The following is a 16,644-nucleotide window of genomic DNA, read 5'->3' on the forward strand; positions in this document are numbered from 1 at the left end:
CCCACGCCCCCCCCCCCGCCCAACCCCCCCCCCGCCCCGCGGCGACCCGCCCCATCCCGGCCCCACATCCCCCCGCCCCGCCGCGAGCGAACGCGTTTCTAGCCGCCTTCGGCGAGGCGGACGGAGCGCTCCGGATCGTGCGCGGCCCGCAGGTCGCGCTTGAGGATCTTGCCGGAGTGGTTGCGCGGCAGCGCCTCGACGAACTCGTACCAGCGGGGCCGCTTGAACCCGCCGAGCAGGGCGCGGCAGTGCGCGTCCAGGTCGGCGGGCGTCGTCCCGACGCGGACGACGACGAGCGCCTTGACCGCCTCGCCCCACCGGGCGTCCGGCACGCCGACCACCGCGGCGTCCAGCACGCCCGGGTGCCGGACGAGCACCTGCTCGACCTCGGCGGAGTACACGTTCTCGCCGCCGCTGCGGACCATGTCCTTGGCGCGGTCGACGAAGTGGAAATACCCGTCGGCGTCGCGGCGCATCAGGTCGCCGGTGCGCAGCCACCCGCCGTCCATCGGGTCGGGGAGCCCCGCGTACCCCGCCATCACGCTCGCGCCGCGCAGCAGGAGCTCGCCGACCTCGCCGGGCCCGTCCGCGCCGTCCAGCGCGAGGTCGAACGGCGGCAGCGGCAGGCCGACGGTGCCGGGGCGCTCCAGCTCGTCGTCCAGGGTGGTGACCGTGACGAAGTTGCCCGCCTCGGTCGAGCCGTAGACGCCGCGGTAGCCGATGCCGAGGCCGCGGAGCGCCTCCAGCGTCCCGGCGCGCTCGGTGCCGGCCATCCCGAACACCAGCCGCAGCGTCCCGGGCGCGGCGGCGGGATGCCGCAGCGCCCGTCCCGTGCCCGTGGGGAAGATCGCGACCGTGACGCCGTGCTCGGCGACGACCGGCCAGAGCACGTCGGGCGACGCGCCCGCCGGGAACACCACCGTCCCGCCGGCCGCCAGGTGGCCGAGCGCGGCGCCGTACCCCGCGACGTGGAACAGCGGCAGCGCGCCGAGCAGGCGGTCCGCGCCGGTGATGCCGAACGCGTGCACCGCGTTGGCGGTGGCGGCGACCCAGCCCTGATTGGTGAGCAGGCAGCCCTTTGGCCGTCCGGTGGTGCCGGACGTGTAGAGCTGGATGATCGGCGCGTCCGGGGCCGGGCGCGGCAGGTCGTGCGGCGGCGCCCCGTCCAGGGCCCGGTCGAGGCCGGGGCCGACCGTCCAGTGCGTCAGGTCGAGCAGCCCGGACGCCCGGGCGAGGTCCTCGAGCGCCGGGTGGACGACCGCGTGCCGTGCCGCCGCGTCCTCGACCTGGAAGCGGATCTCCGCCGGGGCCAGCCGGACGTTCAGCGGCACCACGACCGCGCCGATCAGCGACGCCGCGAACGCGGTCTCGATCGCCTCCGGGACGTTCACGCTCAGCAGCGCGATCCGGTCGCCCGCGCGCACGCCGCCGGCGGCGAGCAGCCCGGCCCAGCGCTCGACGCGGGCGTGCAGCTCGCGGTAGGTGCGGGCGCGCCCCTCCCAGGCGAACGCCGTCCGGCCGGGCCACAGCGCGGCGCCGCGATGGGCGAGGTCGCCGAGGAGCATGCCCCGATCCTCCCGAACCCGGTTCGGCCGGTCAAGATCCGGCCGCGCCGGCCCGTTGCCATGATCACGCCGCCGCGCCAGCATGAGGGCAGCATCCACCCCCCGCGCCGAGGAGAACCGATGCCCAGGTCGTACGCCAGCGCCGTGCTCAACGCCCCCGCCGACGAGGTCTGGGCCTACCTGCGCGACTTCGGGAACATCGCCGACTGGATGCCGGGCCCGGAGACCAGCCTGATCGAGGACGGCGGGCCCGCCGACCGGGTCGGCTGCGTCCGCCGCGTCATCGGCCCCGGGGACTCGGTGTTCCGCGAGCGGCTGGCCGGGCTGGACGACGCCGAGCGGACCTACTGGTACCAGGTCCTCGAGGCGCCGCTGCCCATCCGCGGCGCCCACGGCCACCTGCGCGTGGCGCCCGTGACCGGCACCGGCCAGGCGTTCGTCGAATGGTGGGGCGAGTTCTCCGCCGACGCCGGCGACGAGGAGGCGATGGGCAAGACGCTGTCCACCGCCATCTACGCCACCGGCCTGGACGCCCTCGCCAGGCGCTTCTCCTGACCCCGGGGGCGCGCCGCCGGCGGGCGGTGCTCAGCCGAAGCGCGGCGGGCGCTTCTCCCGGATCGCCGCGACGCCCTCCCGCACGTCCGGGCCGGTGAAGCCGAAGAACTCCATGGCCAGGGACGCGTCGAACGTCGGGCCGGCCAGCCGCAGCCAGTTGTTCAGCGCGTGCTTGGTGAACGAGATCGCCTCGGCGGGCCCCGCGGCGAGCCGGCCGGCGATGTCCAGCGCGCGCTCGTGCACCTCGTCGTCGTCGACGCACAGCGAGACCAGGCCGATCCGCTCCGCCTCCTCGCCGGTGAGCACCTCGTTCAGCAGCAGGAAGTACTTCGCCTTGGCCATCCCGCACAGCAGCGGCCAGATGATCGCGGAGTGGTCGCCCGCGGCGACGCCGAGCCGGACGTGCCCGTCGATGATCTTCGCGGTGCGGCCCGCGACGGAGATGTCCGACAGCATCGCGACCGCCAGCCCCGCCCCGACCGCGGGGCCCTGGATCGCGCTGACCACCGGCTTCGCGCAGTTCAGCACGTTCATCACGATGTCGCGGGCCTCGCGCATGATGCGGCGCCGCGACGCGTGGTCGTCCATCATCTCCTCGATCATGGACATGTCGCCGCCCGCGGAGAACGCCGTCCCCTCGCCGCGCACCACGACCGCGCGGACCGCGTCGTCGGCGTCGGCGTCCCGCCAGATCTCCGCCAGCTCCCGGTGGCCGACCGTGTCGAGGGCGTTCAGCCGGCCCGGCGCGCTCATCGTGACGCGCAGCACACCGTCCGCCGCCCAGTCGATCTTCAGCCGCTCGTACTTCCCGTACACCCCGTCCGCGTCGCTCATGCCGCACTGCCCTCCGCCGCTTGATCGCCGAATGCCGCGCGCAATCGTCGCACAGCGAACCGCATCGCCTCGGCGCCGGCGTCGAAGATCTCCGGCAGCAGGAAGAACGAGTGCACGACGCCGTCGAAGCGGCGCGCCTCCACCGGCACGCCGGCCGCCGCGAGGCGCCGCGCGTACGCCTCGCCCTCGTCGCGCAGGATGTCGTACTCGGCGGTGATGACGGTCGCGGGCGCGGCGCCGGCGAGGTCGGGCGCGCGGAGCGGCGCCAGCCGGGGATCGGCGGGGTCGGCGCCGTCGCGGTAGAGGTCCATGAACCGGGCGAGGGTCGCGGCGTCCAGCCCGTACCCGGTGCCGTACCGGCGCCAGCTCGGCGTGTCCATCGCGGTGTCCGTCACCGGGTAGACGAGCAGCTGGTGGGCCAGGGGCAGGCCGCGGTCGCGGGCGAGCAGCGCGACGGCGGCGGCCAGGTTCCCGCCCGCGCTGTCGCCGCCCACGGCGAGCGCGCCCGGCGCCACCCCGTAGCGGGCCGGTTCGCGGGCGACGGCCGCCACGACCGCCCAGGCGTCGTCCACCGCCGCCGGGAACGGGTTCTCCGGGGCGAGCCGGTAGCCGACGTTCAGCACCGCGCATCCGGCGCCGGCCGCCAGGTCGCGGCACGCGGCGTCCACGTTGTCGACTCCGCCGAGCACCCAGCCCCCGCCGTGCAGGTAGACCAGCGCGGGCAGCGGGCCGCGCTCGACCGGCTCGGGACGGTACAGCCGCACCGTGACGGGACCGCCCGGCCCCCGGACGGCGAGGTCCTCGACGTGCGGGAGCTCGCGCCGGTCGACGGGGAACGCCTCGCCGATCCTGCGCCGCATCTCCTCGATCGCGGGCCCCGCGTCCTCCTCGACCGGCGGCGCGCCCTCCGGCGGCGCCGTCCAGGCGGACAGCGTCTCCAAGAAGCTCACGGTCTGCGGATGCAAGGGCATGCGGCGACCTCCGGGGGGCGATGTGCGCGGAACCTACCGCTTCGCCTTCCCCGGTGCGCGGGGATCAATCCCCGGTCAGCGCCCGGCGGCCTCGGCCACCAGCGCCTCGAACAGCCGCTTGTCGTCGCTGTCCTCGGGGTGCCACTGCACGCCCAGGCCGAACCGGTGGCCCTGCAGCTCGACGGCCTCGACGACCTGGTCGTCCGCCCAGGCCACGGCCGACAGGCCCTTGCCGAGGCGGCTGACCGCCTGGTGGTGGTAGGTGGGCACGTCCGCGACGTCACCGAGGATCTTGCCGACGGCGCTGGTCGCGCTGATCTGCACCCGGTGCGTACCGATCTTCCCGACCTCGGGTGCGTGCGCCCTGTGCCCCACGGCCTCCGGCAGGTGCTGGACGAGCGCGCCCCCGCGCGCCACGTTGAGCACCTGCATGCCCCGGCAGATCGCCAGGAACGGCAGGTCGGCGTCCACCGCCGCCCGCGCCAGCGCGAGCTCGAACCGGTCGCGCTGCGGCTGCGGCGGCCCGGTCTCGGCGTGCCGCTCGGCGCCGTACAGGTCCGGGTCGAGGTCGCCGCCGCCCGCGAGGACGAGCCCGTCCAGCCGGGAGACCAGCGCGGCGAGCCCGCGCAGGCTGCCGGTCGGCGGGATCATGACGGGGACGCCGCCGGCCCGTTCGACCGAGCGCACGTACGACGCCGGGAGCAGCGCGGCCTCGCGCACCCAGATGCCCCAGCGGGCCGGCTCCTCGTAGGTGGTGATGCCGATGAGCGGCGGCGCGCCTCCTCCTGCGGCGGGGCCCGGAGCCCCTCGGATCGCCTCTGACATGCGTGGATTCCCCTCTGCTGAGCACTGGCCACGGGTCGGCTACCGATATCTGGTGATTCACCACTGTTGCGTGCACATCATGGCGCATCGCCCGCCCCCACGGACCGTCCCGCCCCCGGCCTTTCTCCGCAAAGCTTGCCGCACGTCCCCGATCCCCGCAGGCCGATGCGCCGAACCCGGTTCGGGCCTCCGACCTGGACGATCTTGGTCGCGGGCGCGGGACGCCCCGCCCGGAAGGCCGCCGGGGCCGCTCCCCCGGCCCGGAGAACATCCACCACCGAATCGGCAAATCTTCTACCGGGGTGCGAATCCGTCCACCGGCCCGGTCGCCCCGATCCCGCGGCGGCGGCTCGCGGCCCGAACCGGCCCGTCCGCGAACATCGGCGTTTCAGGAACGAGCACCAATGTGACCGATCTTCCCGGCCCCGCACGGTACCGAGCGGTATTTGCCCTATTTGTCGTTGTTACCGCGGTCACCGGGAATTGAAAAACGATTACATACCGTGACATCAAGGAGCATCTGGACGTCGCCACCTTGAGGACCTGGGAATTTCAGTGCGAGAATCTCACCGAGCCGGGCACCGCGGAGCGCCGAAGGCGCCGAATCGCCGCCGGTCCCGGTCACCACCCGCCGAGGGGGCGTGCTTGCCATGTCAACGGAACCGCGAATGCTCAAGGAGAGCTTCACCCGCCTCGAATCCCGCGCCGACAAGGCCATGAGCTATTTCTACGGCCGCCTTTTCGCCACCGAACCGCGGCTGCGCGCGCTGTTCCCGATCGCGCTGGACGCCCAGCGCGAGCACTTCTTCCACGCGCTCACCCGCATCGTCTGGAGCCAGGACAACCCCGAGGACCTGGCCTCCTACCTGGCACGTCTCGGCCGCGACCACCGCCGGTACGGGGTGACGGCCGAGCACTACGCCGCGGTCGAGGACGCCCTCCTCGCCACCCTGAGGCTCTTCGCACGCGACATGTGGAGCCCGCGCGCCGAGCAGGCGTGGACCGACGCCTACCGGTCCGCCGCCGCGACGATGATCGCGGCGGCCGAGCGCGACGCCGCCGGCGCCCCGCCCTGGTGGGCGGCCGAGGTCGTCGAGCACGACCGCCGCGCCGACGACCTCGCCGTGCTCACGCTCAGCCCGGAGCGCCCGCTGCCGTTCACCCCCGGCCAGTACGTGACGGTGCAGACCTCGCGCTGGCCGCGCGTCTGGCGGCCCTACTCCATCGCCAACGCCCCCCGCTCGGACGGCCGGCTCCGGCTGCACGTGCGGGCCCGGCCCGGCGGCTGGGTGAGCGGCGCGCTGGTGCGCGCCACCGGGACGGGCGACACCCTCCTGCTCGGGCCCGCCACGGGCACCATGGTCCTCGACCCGCACTCCCGGCGCGACCTCCTGCTCGTCGCCGGCGGCACCGGCCTCGCCCCCGTCAAGGCGCTGGCCGAGCAGGCCGTCGCGGCCGGCCGCCGGCGCGACGTCCGGCTGCTGGTCGGCGCCCGCACCGAACGCGACCTGTACGACCTCGCCGACCTGCGCCTGCTGGAGTCGGCGTACCCGTGGGTGCGGGTGCTGCCCGTCCTGTCGGACGAGCCGGACTTCCGCGGCCTGCGCGGCACGCCCGCCGACGTCCTGGCCGACCTGGACGGCTGGGACGGCGGCTGGGACGACCGCGACGCCTACATCGCCGGCCCCGTCCCGATGGTGCGCAGGACGGTCGCCGCGCTCCAGCGGCTCGGGATGCCGCTCGAGCACGTCCACCACGACCTGCTGAAAGCCGAGGAATGAGCGGGCGATGTCCCGGGGCCCCGCCAGGGGGGGCTCACCAGCCGGCGCGCTCGCGCAGGAACGCGGTGGTCGCCTCGTCCGCCGGATAGAAGGACTCGATCGCCAGCTCGGCGACGGTGATGTCCACGGGCGTCCCGAACGTCGCGATGGTGCTGAAGAAGGACAGCTCCCGGCCGTCGATCCGCATCCGCAGCGGCACGAAGACGTCGTGGTCCGCCGGCGGGGCCATCGCCTCCCCCACGTCCCCCGGGAACGCGCGCAGCTCCTGGTACAGCTGCGTCAGCGCGGCGTCGGCGGTGAGCGCGACATGGCGCCGCACTCGGTCGATCATATGGGCGCGCCACTCCGCCAGGTTGAGGATGTTCTTGGCCATCCCGTCGGGATGCATGCTGAGCCGCAGCACGTTCAGCGGCGGCTGCAGCAGCTCCGGAGGCGCGCCCTCCATGAACAACTGCGCCGCCGAATTGGCGTCGATCAGGTTCCAGAAGCGGTCCACCACCACGGCCGGGTACGGCTCGTGGCCGTCCAGCACCTGCCGCAGCGCCGCGCGGACGGTGTCCATCCGCGGTTCCTCGATCGGCGTCTCATCGAACACCGGCGCGTACCCGGCCGCGACCAGCAGCAGGTTCCGGTCGCGCAGCGGGACGTCGAGGTGCTCGGCGAGCCGCAGCACCATCTCCCGGCTCGGGGCCGACCGTCCCGTCTCCACGAAGCTCAGGTGCCGCGTCGACACGTCCGCCTCCGACGCCAACTCCAGTTGGCTCAGCCTCCGCCGCTGCCGCCATGCGCGCAGCTGCTCTCCGATAGGTCTCACGTCGCTCAACGCCGTCGTCATCGTCGTCACGTCCCTGACGCTATCGGGCCGGGATCATGCCGACGATTACGCCGGAGGTAATCCATCCACCCACGTCAGCCGCCTTCGGCGGCCGGAAGGGAGCCAATCGGGGAGCCAACTCAGGCGGACTTGCCGCCCGGTGTCTCCGACCCGACGCCGAAGATCGTGTCCATGACCTCGGCTCCACCCGTGATCACGGGCCTGAGCCGGTGCCGGTACACGGTCTCGGTGGTCCGCGTGTCGGAGTGGCCGACGAGGGCGGCGATCCTCTCGACGGGGACCTCTTGATCGCTCAGCAGCGACACGAACGTATGCCGCAGTTCGCGGGGCACCCAGCGATCACCGAGGCCGGCCACTGTGGTGATCTTCCGGCCGCTCAAGGCAGCCGATGCCGCAACTCCTGAGCCAGCCCATCGAGCCGGTCAATAGCGCGCGCCGCCGCCTGGGCGTACCAGCGAAGCTGCTCGACCAACTCACCAGAGTTCAACGCCGCAACAGCCTGATTGAGATTCACCCCAACCCGCTGCACCTGCCCAACCGCCAGCAACACCGCCGCCAGCGCCTCCCGCAACACGGCGTACTCCGACACCACGCGTCCCTGCGCCGCCGCCAAACTTGCCTGCGCCACGAACGCACCCAACGCCAACCCCTCGTTCGCCGCCGCAGCCGCCATCACCGCATGCTCCTGCTCCGACAAGGCGATCCTCACCGACCGGTTCCGCTGCGGCGACCGAAGCGACCGACGCCTCCGCACCACTCCGGAACCCGACACCGACTTGCCCACCTCAGCCGTACGCCTCACCCCCTCGGAGATCGCGCCCGATCCCCCTACCCGTGGCTGGACCGCGCCCGATCCAGCCACCACAAATGAACGATCTCTATTGCTCCGCCACGACGAGGCCCGGCGAGCCTGCAACGGCTTCACGCCGCCCGCCGCCGAACCACCACCCCATCGGCGCTCCGCACCGATGGGGTCGGAGGCGAGCGCTGCCCGCAGCGACGCACCCACCTCGCCTGCGCCTCACAGGCAAGCAATCACAAGCAGTCCAATCAGTCTGACAGCGCCTAAAGTTGCTCGCGTTTCATACTGGATGCCTCATAGGCCAAGCACCAGCTTTACGACCGGCGCGCCGCGACTTCGCCGCTCCCGATCTGCAGCGTTGACGCATCGGTCTTCTAAACCAGGTCGCGGGTTCGAATCCTGCCGGGCGCGCCACCCCTCTCATAGCCCTCCCGCACACCGCCTGGGACGCCCGTCGCCAAGTCTCGTTCGGCTCTAACGCGGCCGGGTGATCACTGAGGAATACCCGTGAAGTCGTCGTCGACCTTCACCACGCCGCCACTCCCACCGGCCAGGTCAGCGACGATCTCACACGCGCACTGCAGAACACCGGCGGGGTCGCCCGTATCACTCCGCCCCAGCAGGCGGGCCAGGGCGCGCTGGTCACCACGGTCACCCCCGGTACAGGACCTCAGACCTCGGCCACGAGCAGTCTCTCCGCCACCCTGGCACGGCACACGCTGCCCGGCTCACTCGCCGGAACGGGCGCCGAGGGATACGTCACGCCGGACACGACGTCGAACCGGCCGACGGTTCCGACGGCCGCGACGGACGTCGGCGCATCACCGACGGCACCGCCCCGGACCGGATGATCTCAGTCGTCGCCCCCCAGGCCAGACACGTCCACAAGACCCGAGGCCACCGCCAGGACGGCTTCAAGGCCCACCTGGCCGTCGAGCCCGAGACCGGCCTTCTCACCGCCGTGACCCTGCGGCCGGGCGCCGGGGCCGCCCATCACGAGGCCGTCGTCGGCCTGGACCTGCTCGCCGCCGAGCAGGAATCGGTGCAGGTCTTCGACGACACCGCCTAACGTCCGCCACGCCTTCACCGCCGCCGGGCACCGGCTGTTCATCAAGCCCGCCCCGCTGCGGCCCGCCGTCCCCGGCGGCTTCACCCTCGACGACTTTGCCATCGACACCACCGGGGGCACCGTGACCTGCCCCGCCGGACGCACCGCCCCCTCATCAGACTCTGGCGGGTGGTTCTCCGGCTGCCCAGTCCTGCTAGCTGTTCTGTCTCCGAGAGGGTGAGACGGGCGCCGTCTCGCCGGATCCGACGGACGGGCCGGAGGCGAGGTCGAGGAGCGTCATCTTGTCGTGGTCCGGACTGCCCGGCGGCGCCATGTAGATGATGAGGCGCTGGCCTTGTGCGCGGTTGAGGGACAGCCCTTCGTGCGAGAGCGTCATCGTGCCGACCTCCGGGTGTCGGAGCGTCTTCTCGCCGTCGCCGATCGTGTGCACCTCGTACCGCTCCCAGAGCCGGTTGAAGTCGGGGCTCTTGACGATGAGCTCACCTACGAGTGCGGCGAGATCCGGGGCATCCGGATCGCTGCCGGCGATAGCCCGCAACTGGGCGACGCACCCTTTGGCCTTCTGTTCCCAGTCCGCCCACAGCTCGCGAGCAGCTGGGTGCAGGAAGATGTACCGTACGGTGTTCCGCTGCCGCTCCGGCCAGTCGGCCATGCCGTGGAGCAGCCGCAGCCCACCGGGATTGGCCGCCAGCAGGTCGTTGGTGCGGCTCACGACGTACGCCGGGTTGGGCCGGAGCGTCTCCAGAAGCTGCGTGACGGTCGGACGGACCCGCCGTGACGGCAGGGAACGGGGCTCAGGCGCGCGCCGCGCCGCGCGCGCCGCCAGCTCGTGCAGGAAGCCGCTCTCCTCCTGGTTGAGGCGGAGCGCGTCGGCCAGCGCCTCGACCACGGAGGGGCTCGGATGGGTCTCCTTGCCGCGTTCCAGACGTATGTAGTAGTCGATGCTCACACCGGCCAGCGCCGCCACCTCCTCCCGGCGCAGACCTGGCGTACGGCGCGTGCCGGTTCCGGCGGGCAGCCCGACGTCCGCCGGGCGTACGTCGCCACGGCGAGCCCGCAGGAACTTCCCGAACTCGGTCATGTCGTCATTCTGCCAGCGTGTGATCAGTGTCCAGCCCGGAGCCTGGCCCTGCCGCACCCACCTCTGGCGCACCCCGGAAGACCACGGTCTGCCTCGCCCTCGCGAACCTCACCAGCCTGGACGGATGACCACTCTTGAACCAGCCCGCACCTCACAGGATGCCCGGCAAGGCACGGCCGCATCGAAGCTGATCCTGGCGACCACGTTCATGGGCATCTTCATGCTCAACCTCAACACCATGGCCATGAACGTGACGCTGCCCGGGATCGGGCGGAACTTCGGCGGCAGCACGGCGGGACTGCAATGGATCGTGGACGCCTACACGCTGATGTTCGCCGCACTCCTGCTTTCCGCGGGCGCGCTCTCCGACCGCATAGGGGCGAGCCGCGCGTTCGGCGGCGGCGTCGCGGTCTTCACGGTCGCCTCGGCGGCCTGCGGACTGGCGCCGGGGCTGGGCGAGCTGATCATCGCCCGCCTGATCCAGGGGAGCGCGGCGGCGATCATGCTGCCCTCCTCACTGGCCCTCGTCCGACAGGCCTTCCCGGACGCGGCCGAACGGGCGCGGGCCATCGCGCTGTGGACCGTTGGCGGAGCCGTCGCGGTTGCCGCCGGCCCGGTGGCAGGCGGGGTACTGTCCAGCACTCTGAGCTGGCGGGCGATCTTCATCGTCAACCTGCCCGTCGGCCTCGCCACCCTCGCGGTGCTGACCCGCACGGAGCGCTCGCCGCGCCGTACCGCGCCGCTCGATCCGTACGGCCAGCTCACGGTGATCGTCGCGCTCGCGGCGCTCACCTTCGCCGTGATCGACGGAGGGGAGAACGGCTTCGGCGAGCCCGCGGTGCTGGGCTGCCTGGGGCTCGCCGCAGCGGCGACGGCCGCGTTCATCATGATCGAAGCACGTACCGCCGCGCCGTTGGTCCCGCTCGACCTCTTCCGTTCGCGCACGGTGACGGTTTCGGTCGCGATCGGCTTCGTCGTCAATGCCGCGTTCTACGGGCTGGTGTTCGTGCTGAGCCTGTTCTTTCAGGACGTTCTGAACCTGTCCGCCATGGCCGCAGGATTGATGTTCCTACCGATGATGGCAGTGATCGCCGGAGCCAACCTGGCCTCGGCCAAGGCTGCGGGACGCTTCGGGCCGCGGATGCCGATCGCCATGGGACAAGCCATCCTCGCGCTGGCGATGTTCGGCCTGCTCTGGATCGACGAGGACACCAGCAGACCAGTGATCGCGGCGATGCTCATCCCGGTCGGCCTCGGTCTAGGCTTCTTCGTACCTTCCCTGACCGCCATCCTGCTGAACCACATCGCCGCAGATCGGGCCGGAATGGCCGCCGGGATCCTGAACTCCTTCCGCCAGACGGGCGGCGCGCTCGCCGTGGCCGTCTTCGGAGCCTTGGCCGCGGACCGGGGTGAGTTCATCGTGGGTCTGCGGGTCGCCTTGTGCGTCGCGGCTGTGATGCTGATAGCCACCACGGCCGCGGCACTCATGCTGCCGCGCGGCCGTAGCTGACGGGACGCGACGGAGATGTCTTGCACGAGGCCCGGTAATGAACTCAACCTGAGGAAGCCGGGCGGCCCGAGGCTGGGCGGTCAGCTGCGGGCGACGGGGCGCGTGAGCAGCATCAGGTAGCGATCTACGGCTTGAGTGTTAGCTTGTCATTTAAGTTCTGATCTTCGCGTATGCGGCAACGATGCGGATCGGTTGGTTGCGGAGTGTGAAATCTCAAGCGCGGCGGCGGGGTTTGGTGCCCTTCTTGTGATGAGCCGGCCGTTCATGGAGTTTGCCGGTGACCAACAGGAGCCCGACATCGTGGCGTGCGGCACGGTGGTTGCGAGAGCCAGGAGGTCGCCCGCGGCCGGGACCAGAGCGTTTGGGTGCACGGGCTGGTGACGGGGTCTTCGTATGCAGGTTCCTGAACCCGCGGCGGACGCGACCCGGGGTGAGCTTGGCTTGGTCGAGCGGTTTCCCCCAGGGCCGGCGAAGGTCGCTGACCAGGCTTCGGGCGAGGCGGAGTTGGGCGTGGACGGCGAGGATGAGCCAGGTCCACCGGTCGGCGGCCTGCGGGTCGCGGATGCGTGGCTTGTTCCCAGCCGAGGGTCTGCTTGAGCAGCCGGAAGGTGTGCTGATATCGAAGCGGCGCAGGAACGCTTGCCAGAGCCGATCGACGTCGGCGGCGGTGGCGTCCACGCCCGACTACCACAGCCATACCGAAACAGCCACAATCCGCTATGCGGTGAAACGTGGCCATTGGTGGCGAATGCGATGATCGGCGCCTGATGACCAGGCTCAGGGTGCGGCGTCGCCTTTTCGGCTTTGGCGCCGTTCGAAATCGGCGATGTGCTCGTGCATCTTACTGTCGCCGCCCCAGAGGTAGTAACCGGGGATCCCTCGATGTAGCCCTGCCCGGTAGAGGCCGACGCCCTGTGTTGGCAGGACGTCGCCGACATGGGGCGCCTGCAGGATGGCGGCTTTCCCGAGGAGCTCTTCGGGCGTGAAGGCGGTTCCGCTGTCGGCCTTCACGCGGACGCCTGCTTTCTGGCCGCCCTTGGGGCCGAACGGGTACAGGTAGATCTCCGATGCGTTCAAGGCGACGCCGGAACGGGCCTCCACCCCACTGGCGGCTCGCCAGCGCTCCACTAGATCCGACACCGTCGGGGGAACCTCGGCCGGCCATTGCATCGCTGCGCACTGCATCACGGCGAACGGTAGGTCTGGTCGGAACATCGCGACCTCATCGTCGGTCAACGGTTCCGTGCGCAGGTACGTCGCCTTCTCCATCACCGTGGAGACAGGCGCGGGATAGAAGTTATTGCGCTGCATCCTGACTTGCCGGAGGTTCGCCAACCCCCAGCCATCAAGGTGAGGCCGCCAGCCGTCGCACATGACGACGTCAGCGTCCGCGTCGTGGATCAAGACACGGTTGGGCCTGTCGTCATGTGGCCACCTGTAGACGGCTCCGACCTTGATCCGAGCCCGCTCCATGATCGGGATCCTACCTGTGCACCATCACAGGCACGATCCTTCGCCGCGTTGCAGACGACTCACTCGAGAGGCTTTCGCTTCATCCCGAATGTCGCGAACGCAAAGATCAGAACTTAAATGACAAGGTTAGAGCCTGTTAGCGAACGGTTGGGTGAGGTCGCGTTGCGGGCCTGGAGACCGAAGAGGGCTTCTGGTAGTCGAGGGAATGTATGGACCACCCGTCCACCGGAAGCCCTTAAGGAGATTTCGCTATCGATTCGCCTCGAAGGACGCGAGTTCAGCCGGGCTCCGGGACAGCTCAACGGCGCAGGCCGAAGCCGGGAGGTAGTCGCACGCGAAGATGGCGAGCAAGGCGCGGCCGAATTCTTCGAGTCCTTGACAGATGGGGTGCTTGGGCTGCCGTGGGTGAAGCACCGCAGCACCTGCCAAGCCTCTGCCGTCTCGAGCCGCTCAGCGAAGCCACCTCGGCTGCCCCCGGAGTTTCAGCGCCGCCACCGCCCGCTCGCGCAGCTTCCGGACGGCGTCTTCGGTGTCCTGACCGGCCTGCCCGTAGCGATCCGGACCGGCAAGGATCGCGTCCGCCAGCGCCTTCAGCACCTCCCGCGGCACCTCCGCCCGCCGGTGGGTGTCGTACAGCGCGAAGTCGATCGGTCCCGTGTCGGCCTCGACCCGGAAGCGCGCGATCCCCGGGACCGTCACGATCCCCGCCCGCTGGAACCCCGGGTTCCACTGCCGGCCCCGCCGGGGCGGGACGTCGTCTATCACGACGTGCGCGGTCGCGAGGTCACAGCTCCGCAGCCCGTCGCGCATGCGGGCGTGCAGGACCGTCCCGTCCAACCACACCCCGGGATGGGCGAACCGGCGGCGCAGGCGCGGCACCGCTGACCACACCACGGCGACGGCGATCAGCACGGCCACGCCACCCGCCCAGGCGGCGACACCCGCCCGCGAACAACTCCCCCTCGTCACACCGACGGTAAAGGCGGCCCCCAAAGCAGCCGCCATAAACGCTCCCACGGCCACCCCAGCGATGGCGCCCGCCTTCCGCGCGCCGGTGAGGCCGTTCAACACGACGACGATCCCGGGCTCCACGCGGCGACCTCCTTGTCAGCGGAAGGACAAATCGATCAGCACCTCCCGCACCCCGGCGAGCGATTATGCCGCCATTTTCCTGAATTGCGCCAGGCGAGGGGCTGCGAGAACGAGAATCGAGGACAAACCGGAACATTCCGGCGAGAGTGTCCAGTCTCTCGAAATTACTCATTTCTGCGCGCATGCAGCGCGACGGGCCTACCTAGGTGATCGCTCGGACCGGCGTGGCGCGGCGTTGGAATCCCAACTCTGCAGTCATCGGCACCTCTCTGATCGCCACTGGTGATACAGAGAGGGGCCAATGACCGTAAAGGCCCCCGTAAGCACGCGCACACCAGCGACCTGAGGCAGTGCGGCTCGTCTACTCCGGGCACGGCACCGGCAGCGTGGTCAGTAGCGGGACGCCACGTTGTTCTCAGCCCAGAGCTTCTCGGCGTCGGAGCCCGCGGGGGGCGGTGCGATTCCGTTGATCATCCAGAGGTCTTCGCTGGTCTCGTCGACGTGGAACTCCCAGTGCAGTCCTGCGTTCTGTTCGAGGTAGGGCTGCAGCATGCCCTTGATCCACTGGGCGTTCCGGCGCCGGCTCTCCCGGTCGGGGCTGCGCCGGGCGATGTGGTCGATGGCGATGCGGACCCCGAGCGGGGTGGGTTCCCCGCCGACGTAGAAGTCCTCGGGCCGGGTTTCATGGAACAGTGTGACCACATAGAACCGAGGCAACCCGACCTTTTCATAGTGGTCGGCTATGTGCGAGGCGAGTCGGCGCTTTTCCTCGTCGGTGAAGATTCCGGGTGTGTGATGAATAGTCCACAACGGCATGGCGGTTCGCCACTCCTCGATTGTCGGGTTGGGGTGTTCAACGGGCGGCCGAGAAGGCCAGGTGCTCCACAGGGCCGGACAGCGCCGCCTTGGCGGCGACTGTGGCGTCGTCGGTGAGCACCTCCGTGGCCTCGGCCTCCAGGCCGTCGACGATCCGCGCGGCCACCTCGGCCGGCGTCGCCTTCGGCAGCTCGATGGCGGAGACCATCTCGGTGTCGATGAACCCTGCGTGTACGCCGACGACCTGGGTGTTCTGGCCCGCCAGTTCGAGTCGGAGCGAGTTCGTGACGGACCACGCCGCCGCCTTGGACGCCCCGTAGGCGCCGCTACCGGCCAGCCAGGACAGCACGGAGTGCATGTTCACCAGCGCGCCCCCGCCGTTCACGGCCAGGATCGGCGCGAACGCCCGCGCCATCCGCAGCGACCCGAAGACGTTGACGTCGAAGGTCACGACGGCGCGCTGGAAGTCACCCGTCAACAGCGGGCCAGGCAGCAGGATCCCAGCGTTGTTGAACACGATCTCTGCGTCGGCGGCGGCCTCCGCGAGTGCGGCGACCGACGCCTCCGAGCGGAGCTCCAGCTCGGCGGTGACCACCTCTGAACGGTCGTCGACGTACGCCGAGCGCGCGGTCGAGTACACCTTTCGGGCCCCGTGCGCCAGCACCTCGTCGACCAGCGCCGCGCCGAGTCCACGTCGGCCTCCGGTCACCACAACCACTTTGCCCGCTACGGCAACCACGGCACCTCCACCTGACTAACGATCTCGTTAGCGAGATCGAATCATACCCTCCTGAATAACGCAAGCGTTAGTTACACTGACGGGGTGGCGATGAACTTCGAGGAACGGCTGAGCGACCGGGATGCGTGGGCGATCGGCGACCGATGCTCGGCGGGTCGGGTGCTGGACCTGCTCAGCACCAAGACGGTGTTCCTAGTGGTTCGCGAATGCTTCTATGGCACAACCAGGTTCGACGACTTCGTGGCACGGATCGGGGCCTCGGCACCCGCGGTGTCGCGGGCGCTCAAGCAGCTGAAGGTCGCGGGTGTCGTCGAGCCCGTTCCTTACCGGGAGCCGGGGAGCCGGGCCCGCGACGAGTACCGGCTGACCCAGGCCGGCGAGGACCTGCTGCCGGTGTTCCTGTCGCTGATGCAATGGGGCGACAAGTACCTGCAGGAAGACCGCCCGCCCCTGTCGTTCGTCGAGGCCGGAACCGGCCGTCCGGTACGGGCCCGCGTTACCGCCGAACCAGCGCCGGAGGCGATGTCCAACAACATCGAGATCCGGCTGAACCCCCCTGGCGGCGCGGCTGGCGGCCGCGACCGCAGCACCTAGGAACGTGATTTGAGACCTATGACGACACGCCTGGCGGACATCGCCGCGCACGCCGGGGTGAGCGAGGCGACCGTGAGCCGGGTCCTGAACGGCAAGCCGGGC

18 protein-coding genes are annotated in these 16,644 nt (G+C 70.8%); 6 read left to right on the plus strand and 12 right to left on the minus strand.

The features are described from left to right. Positions 1-98 precede the first annotated feature (98 nt). Complete coding sequence (locus ABT299_RS49950; protein ID WP_500255138.1) at positions 99-1,565, minus strand: class I adenylate-forming enzyme family protein; 1,467 nt, start codon at positions 1,563-1,565, stop codon at positions 99-101. Between the two features lie 120 nt (positions 1,566-1,685). On the opposite strand from ABT299_RS49950, the gene ABT299_RS49955 reads away from it, so the two are divergent. Continuing rightward, positions 1,686-2,120 carry an SRPBCC family protein gene (locus ABT299_RS49955; RefSeq protein WP_190865786.1) on the plus strand — a complete coding sequence of 145 codons (435 nt, stop codon included), beginning with the start codon at positions 1,686-1,688 and terminating at the stop codon, positions 2,118-2,120. Between the two features lie 30 nt (positions 2,121-2,150). On the opposite strand, the gene ABT299_RS49960 is transcribed toward ABT299_RS49955, so the two are convergent. The 3 genes from ABT299_RS49960 to ABT299_RS49970 all read right to left on the minus strand — a co-directional run bounded on the left by ABT299_RS49960 (position 2,151) and on the right by ABT299_RS49970 (position 4,750). Next, a complete protein-coding gene (locus tag ABT299_RS49960) occupies positions 2,151-2,954 on the minus strand; it encodes an enoyl-CoA hydratase/isomerase family protein (protein ID WP_190865788.1) in 804 nt (267 codons plus the stop codon). Continuing rightward, complete coding sequence (locus ABT299_RS49965) at positions 2,951-3,925, minus strand: alpha/beta hydrolase (RefSeq protein WP_190865790.1); 975 nt, start codon at positions 3,923-3,925, stop codon at positions 2,951-2,953. Before ABT299_RS49965 ends, ABT299_RS49960 begins: the two co-directional genes overlap by 4 nt. Positions 3,926-4,000: 75 nt before the next feature. Continuing rightward, the gene (locus ABT299_RS49970; protein ID WP_500255139.1) at positions 4,001-4,750 is read right to left on the minus strand and encodes a gamma-glutamyl-gamma-aminobutyrate hydrolase family protein; all 750 of its coding nucleotides are present in this window, start codon (positions 4,748-4,750) and stop codon (positions 4,001-4,003) included. Positions 4,751-5,418: 668 nt separating this feature from the next. Here ABT299_RS49970 and ABT299_RS49975 point away from each other — a divergent pair. Beyond that, positions 5,419-6,531, plus strand: a complete 1,113-nt coding sequence (locus ABT299_RS49975) for a globin domain-containing protein (RefSeq protein ID WP_500255140.1) — start codon at positions 5,419-5,421, stop codon at positions 6,529-6,531. 34 nt (positions 6,532-6,565) lie between these two features. On the opposite strand, the gene ABT299_RS49980 is transcribed toward ABT299_RS49975, so the two are convergent. The 3 genes from ABT299_RS49980 to ABT299_RS49990 all read right to left on the minus strand — a co-directional run bounded on the left by ABT299_RS49980 (position 6,566) and on the right by ABT299_RS49990 (position 8,063). Beyond that, a complete protein-coding gene (locus ABT299_RS49980) occupies positions 6,566-7,366 on the minus strand; it encodes a helix-turn-helix domain-containing protein (RefSeq protein ID WP_190865804.1) in 801 nt (266 codons plus the stop codon). Between the two features lie 119 nt (positions 7,367-7,485). Beyond that, complete coding sequence (locus tag ABT299_RS49985) at positions 7,486-7,746, minus strand: tyrosine-type recombinase/integrase (RefSeq protein WP_500255141.1); 261 nt, start codon at positions 7,744-7,746, stop codon at positions 7,486-7,488. Beyond that, positions 7,743-8,063, minus strand: a complete 321-nt coding sequence (locus ABT299_RS49990; protein WP_500255142.1) for a hypothetical protein — start codon at positions 8,061-8,063, stop codon at positions 7,743-7,745. The genes ABT299_RS49985 and ABT299_RS49990 overlap by 4 nt, the downstream gene beginning before the upstream one ends. Positions 8,064-9,015: 952 nt before the next feature. On the opposite strand from ABT299_RS49990, the gene ABT299_RS49995 reads away from it, so the two are divergent. Then, positions 9,016-9,237: a hypothetical protein gene (locus tag ABT299_RS49995; protein ID WP_500255143.1), complete on the plus strand. Its 222-nt coding sequence runs from the start codon at positions 9,016-9,018 to the stop codon at positions 9,235-9,237. 193 nt (positions 9,238-9,430) lie between these two features. On the opposite strand, the gene ABT299_RS50000 is transcribed toward ABT299_RS49995, so the two are convergent. After that, a complete protein-coding gene (locus ABT299_RS50000) occupies positions 9,431-10,318 on the minus strand; it encodes a helix-turn-helix transcriptional regulator (protein WP_387026327.1) in 888 nt (295 codons plus the stop codon). Between the two features lie 124 nt (positions 10,319-10,442). Between ABT299_RS50000 and ABT299_RS50005 the strand changes: the two genes are divergently transcribed. Then, the gene (locus ABT299_RS50005) at positions 10,443-11,828 is read left to right on the plus strand and encodes an MFS transporter (protein ID WP_500255144.1); all 1,386 of its coding nucleotides are present in this window, start codon (positions 10,443-10,445) and stop codon (positions 11,826-11,828) included. A 777-nt stretch (positions 11,829-12,605) separates the two neighbouring features. On the opposite strand, the gene ABT299_RS50010 is transcribed toward ABT299_RS50005, so the two are convergent. From ABT299_RS50010 to ABT299_RS50025, 4 genes are all read right to left on the minus strand, one after another. Further along, the gene (locus tag ABT299_RS50010) at positions 12,606-13,301 is read right to left on the minus strand and encodes a hypothetical protein (protein WP_500255145.1); all 696 of its coding nucleotides are present in this window, start codon (positions 13,299-13,301) and stop codon (positions 12,606-12,608) included. A 450-nt stretch (positions 13,302-13,751) separates the two neighbouring features. Then, on the minus strand, positions 13,752-14,219 hold the full coding sequence (locus tag ABT299_RS50015; RefSeq protein ID WP_500255146.1) for a hypothetical protein: 468 nt from the start codon (positions 14,217-14,219) through the stop codon (positions 13,752-13,754). 564 nt (positions 14,220-14,783) lie between these two features. Then, complete coding sequence (locus ABT299_RS50020) at positions 14,784-15,209, minus strand: tautomerase family protein (RefSeq protein WP_500255147.1); 426 nt, start codon at positions 15,207-15,209, stop codon at positions 14,784-14,786. A gap of 37 nt (positions 15,210-15,246) precedes the next feature. Continuing rightward, on the minus strand, positions 15,247-15,948 hold the full coding sequence (locus ABT299_RS50025) for an SDR family oxidoreductase (protein WP_500255148.1): 702 nt from the start codon (positions 15,946-15,948) through the stop codon (positions 15,247-15,249). Between the two features lie 90 nt (positions 15,949-16,038). On the opposite strand from ABT299_RS50025, the gene ABT299_RS50030 reads away from it, so the two are divergent. Both ABT299_RS50030 and ABT299_RS50035 read left to right on the plus strand, forming a co-directional pair. After that, the gene (locus ABT299_RS50030; RefSeq protein ID WP_387026715.1) at positions 16,039-16,542 is read left to right on the plus strand and encodes a winged helix-turn-helix transcriptional regulator; all 504 of its coding nucleotides are present in this window, start codon (positions 16,039-16,041) and stop codon (positions 16,540-16,542) included. 18 nt (positions 16,543-16,560) lie between these two features. Next, positions 16,561-16,644: LacI family DNA-binding transcriptional regulator (locus tag ABT299_RS50035; protein WP_500254074.1), on the plus strand; the 84-nt coding region annotated here is incomplete at its 3' end.

The sequence above is a fragment of the Spirillospora sp. NPDC000708 genome, assembly GCF_040299565.1.
Lineage (GTDB): Bacteria > Actinomycetota > Actinomycetes > Streptosporangiales > Streptosporangiaceae > Spirillospora.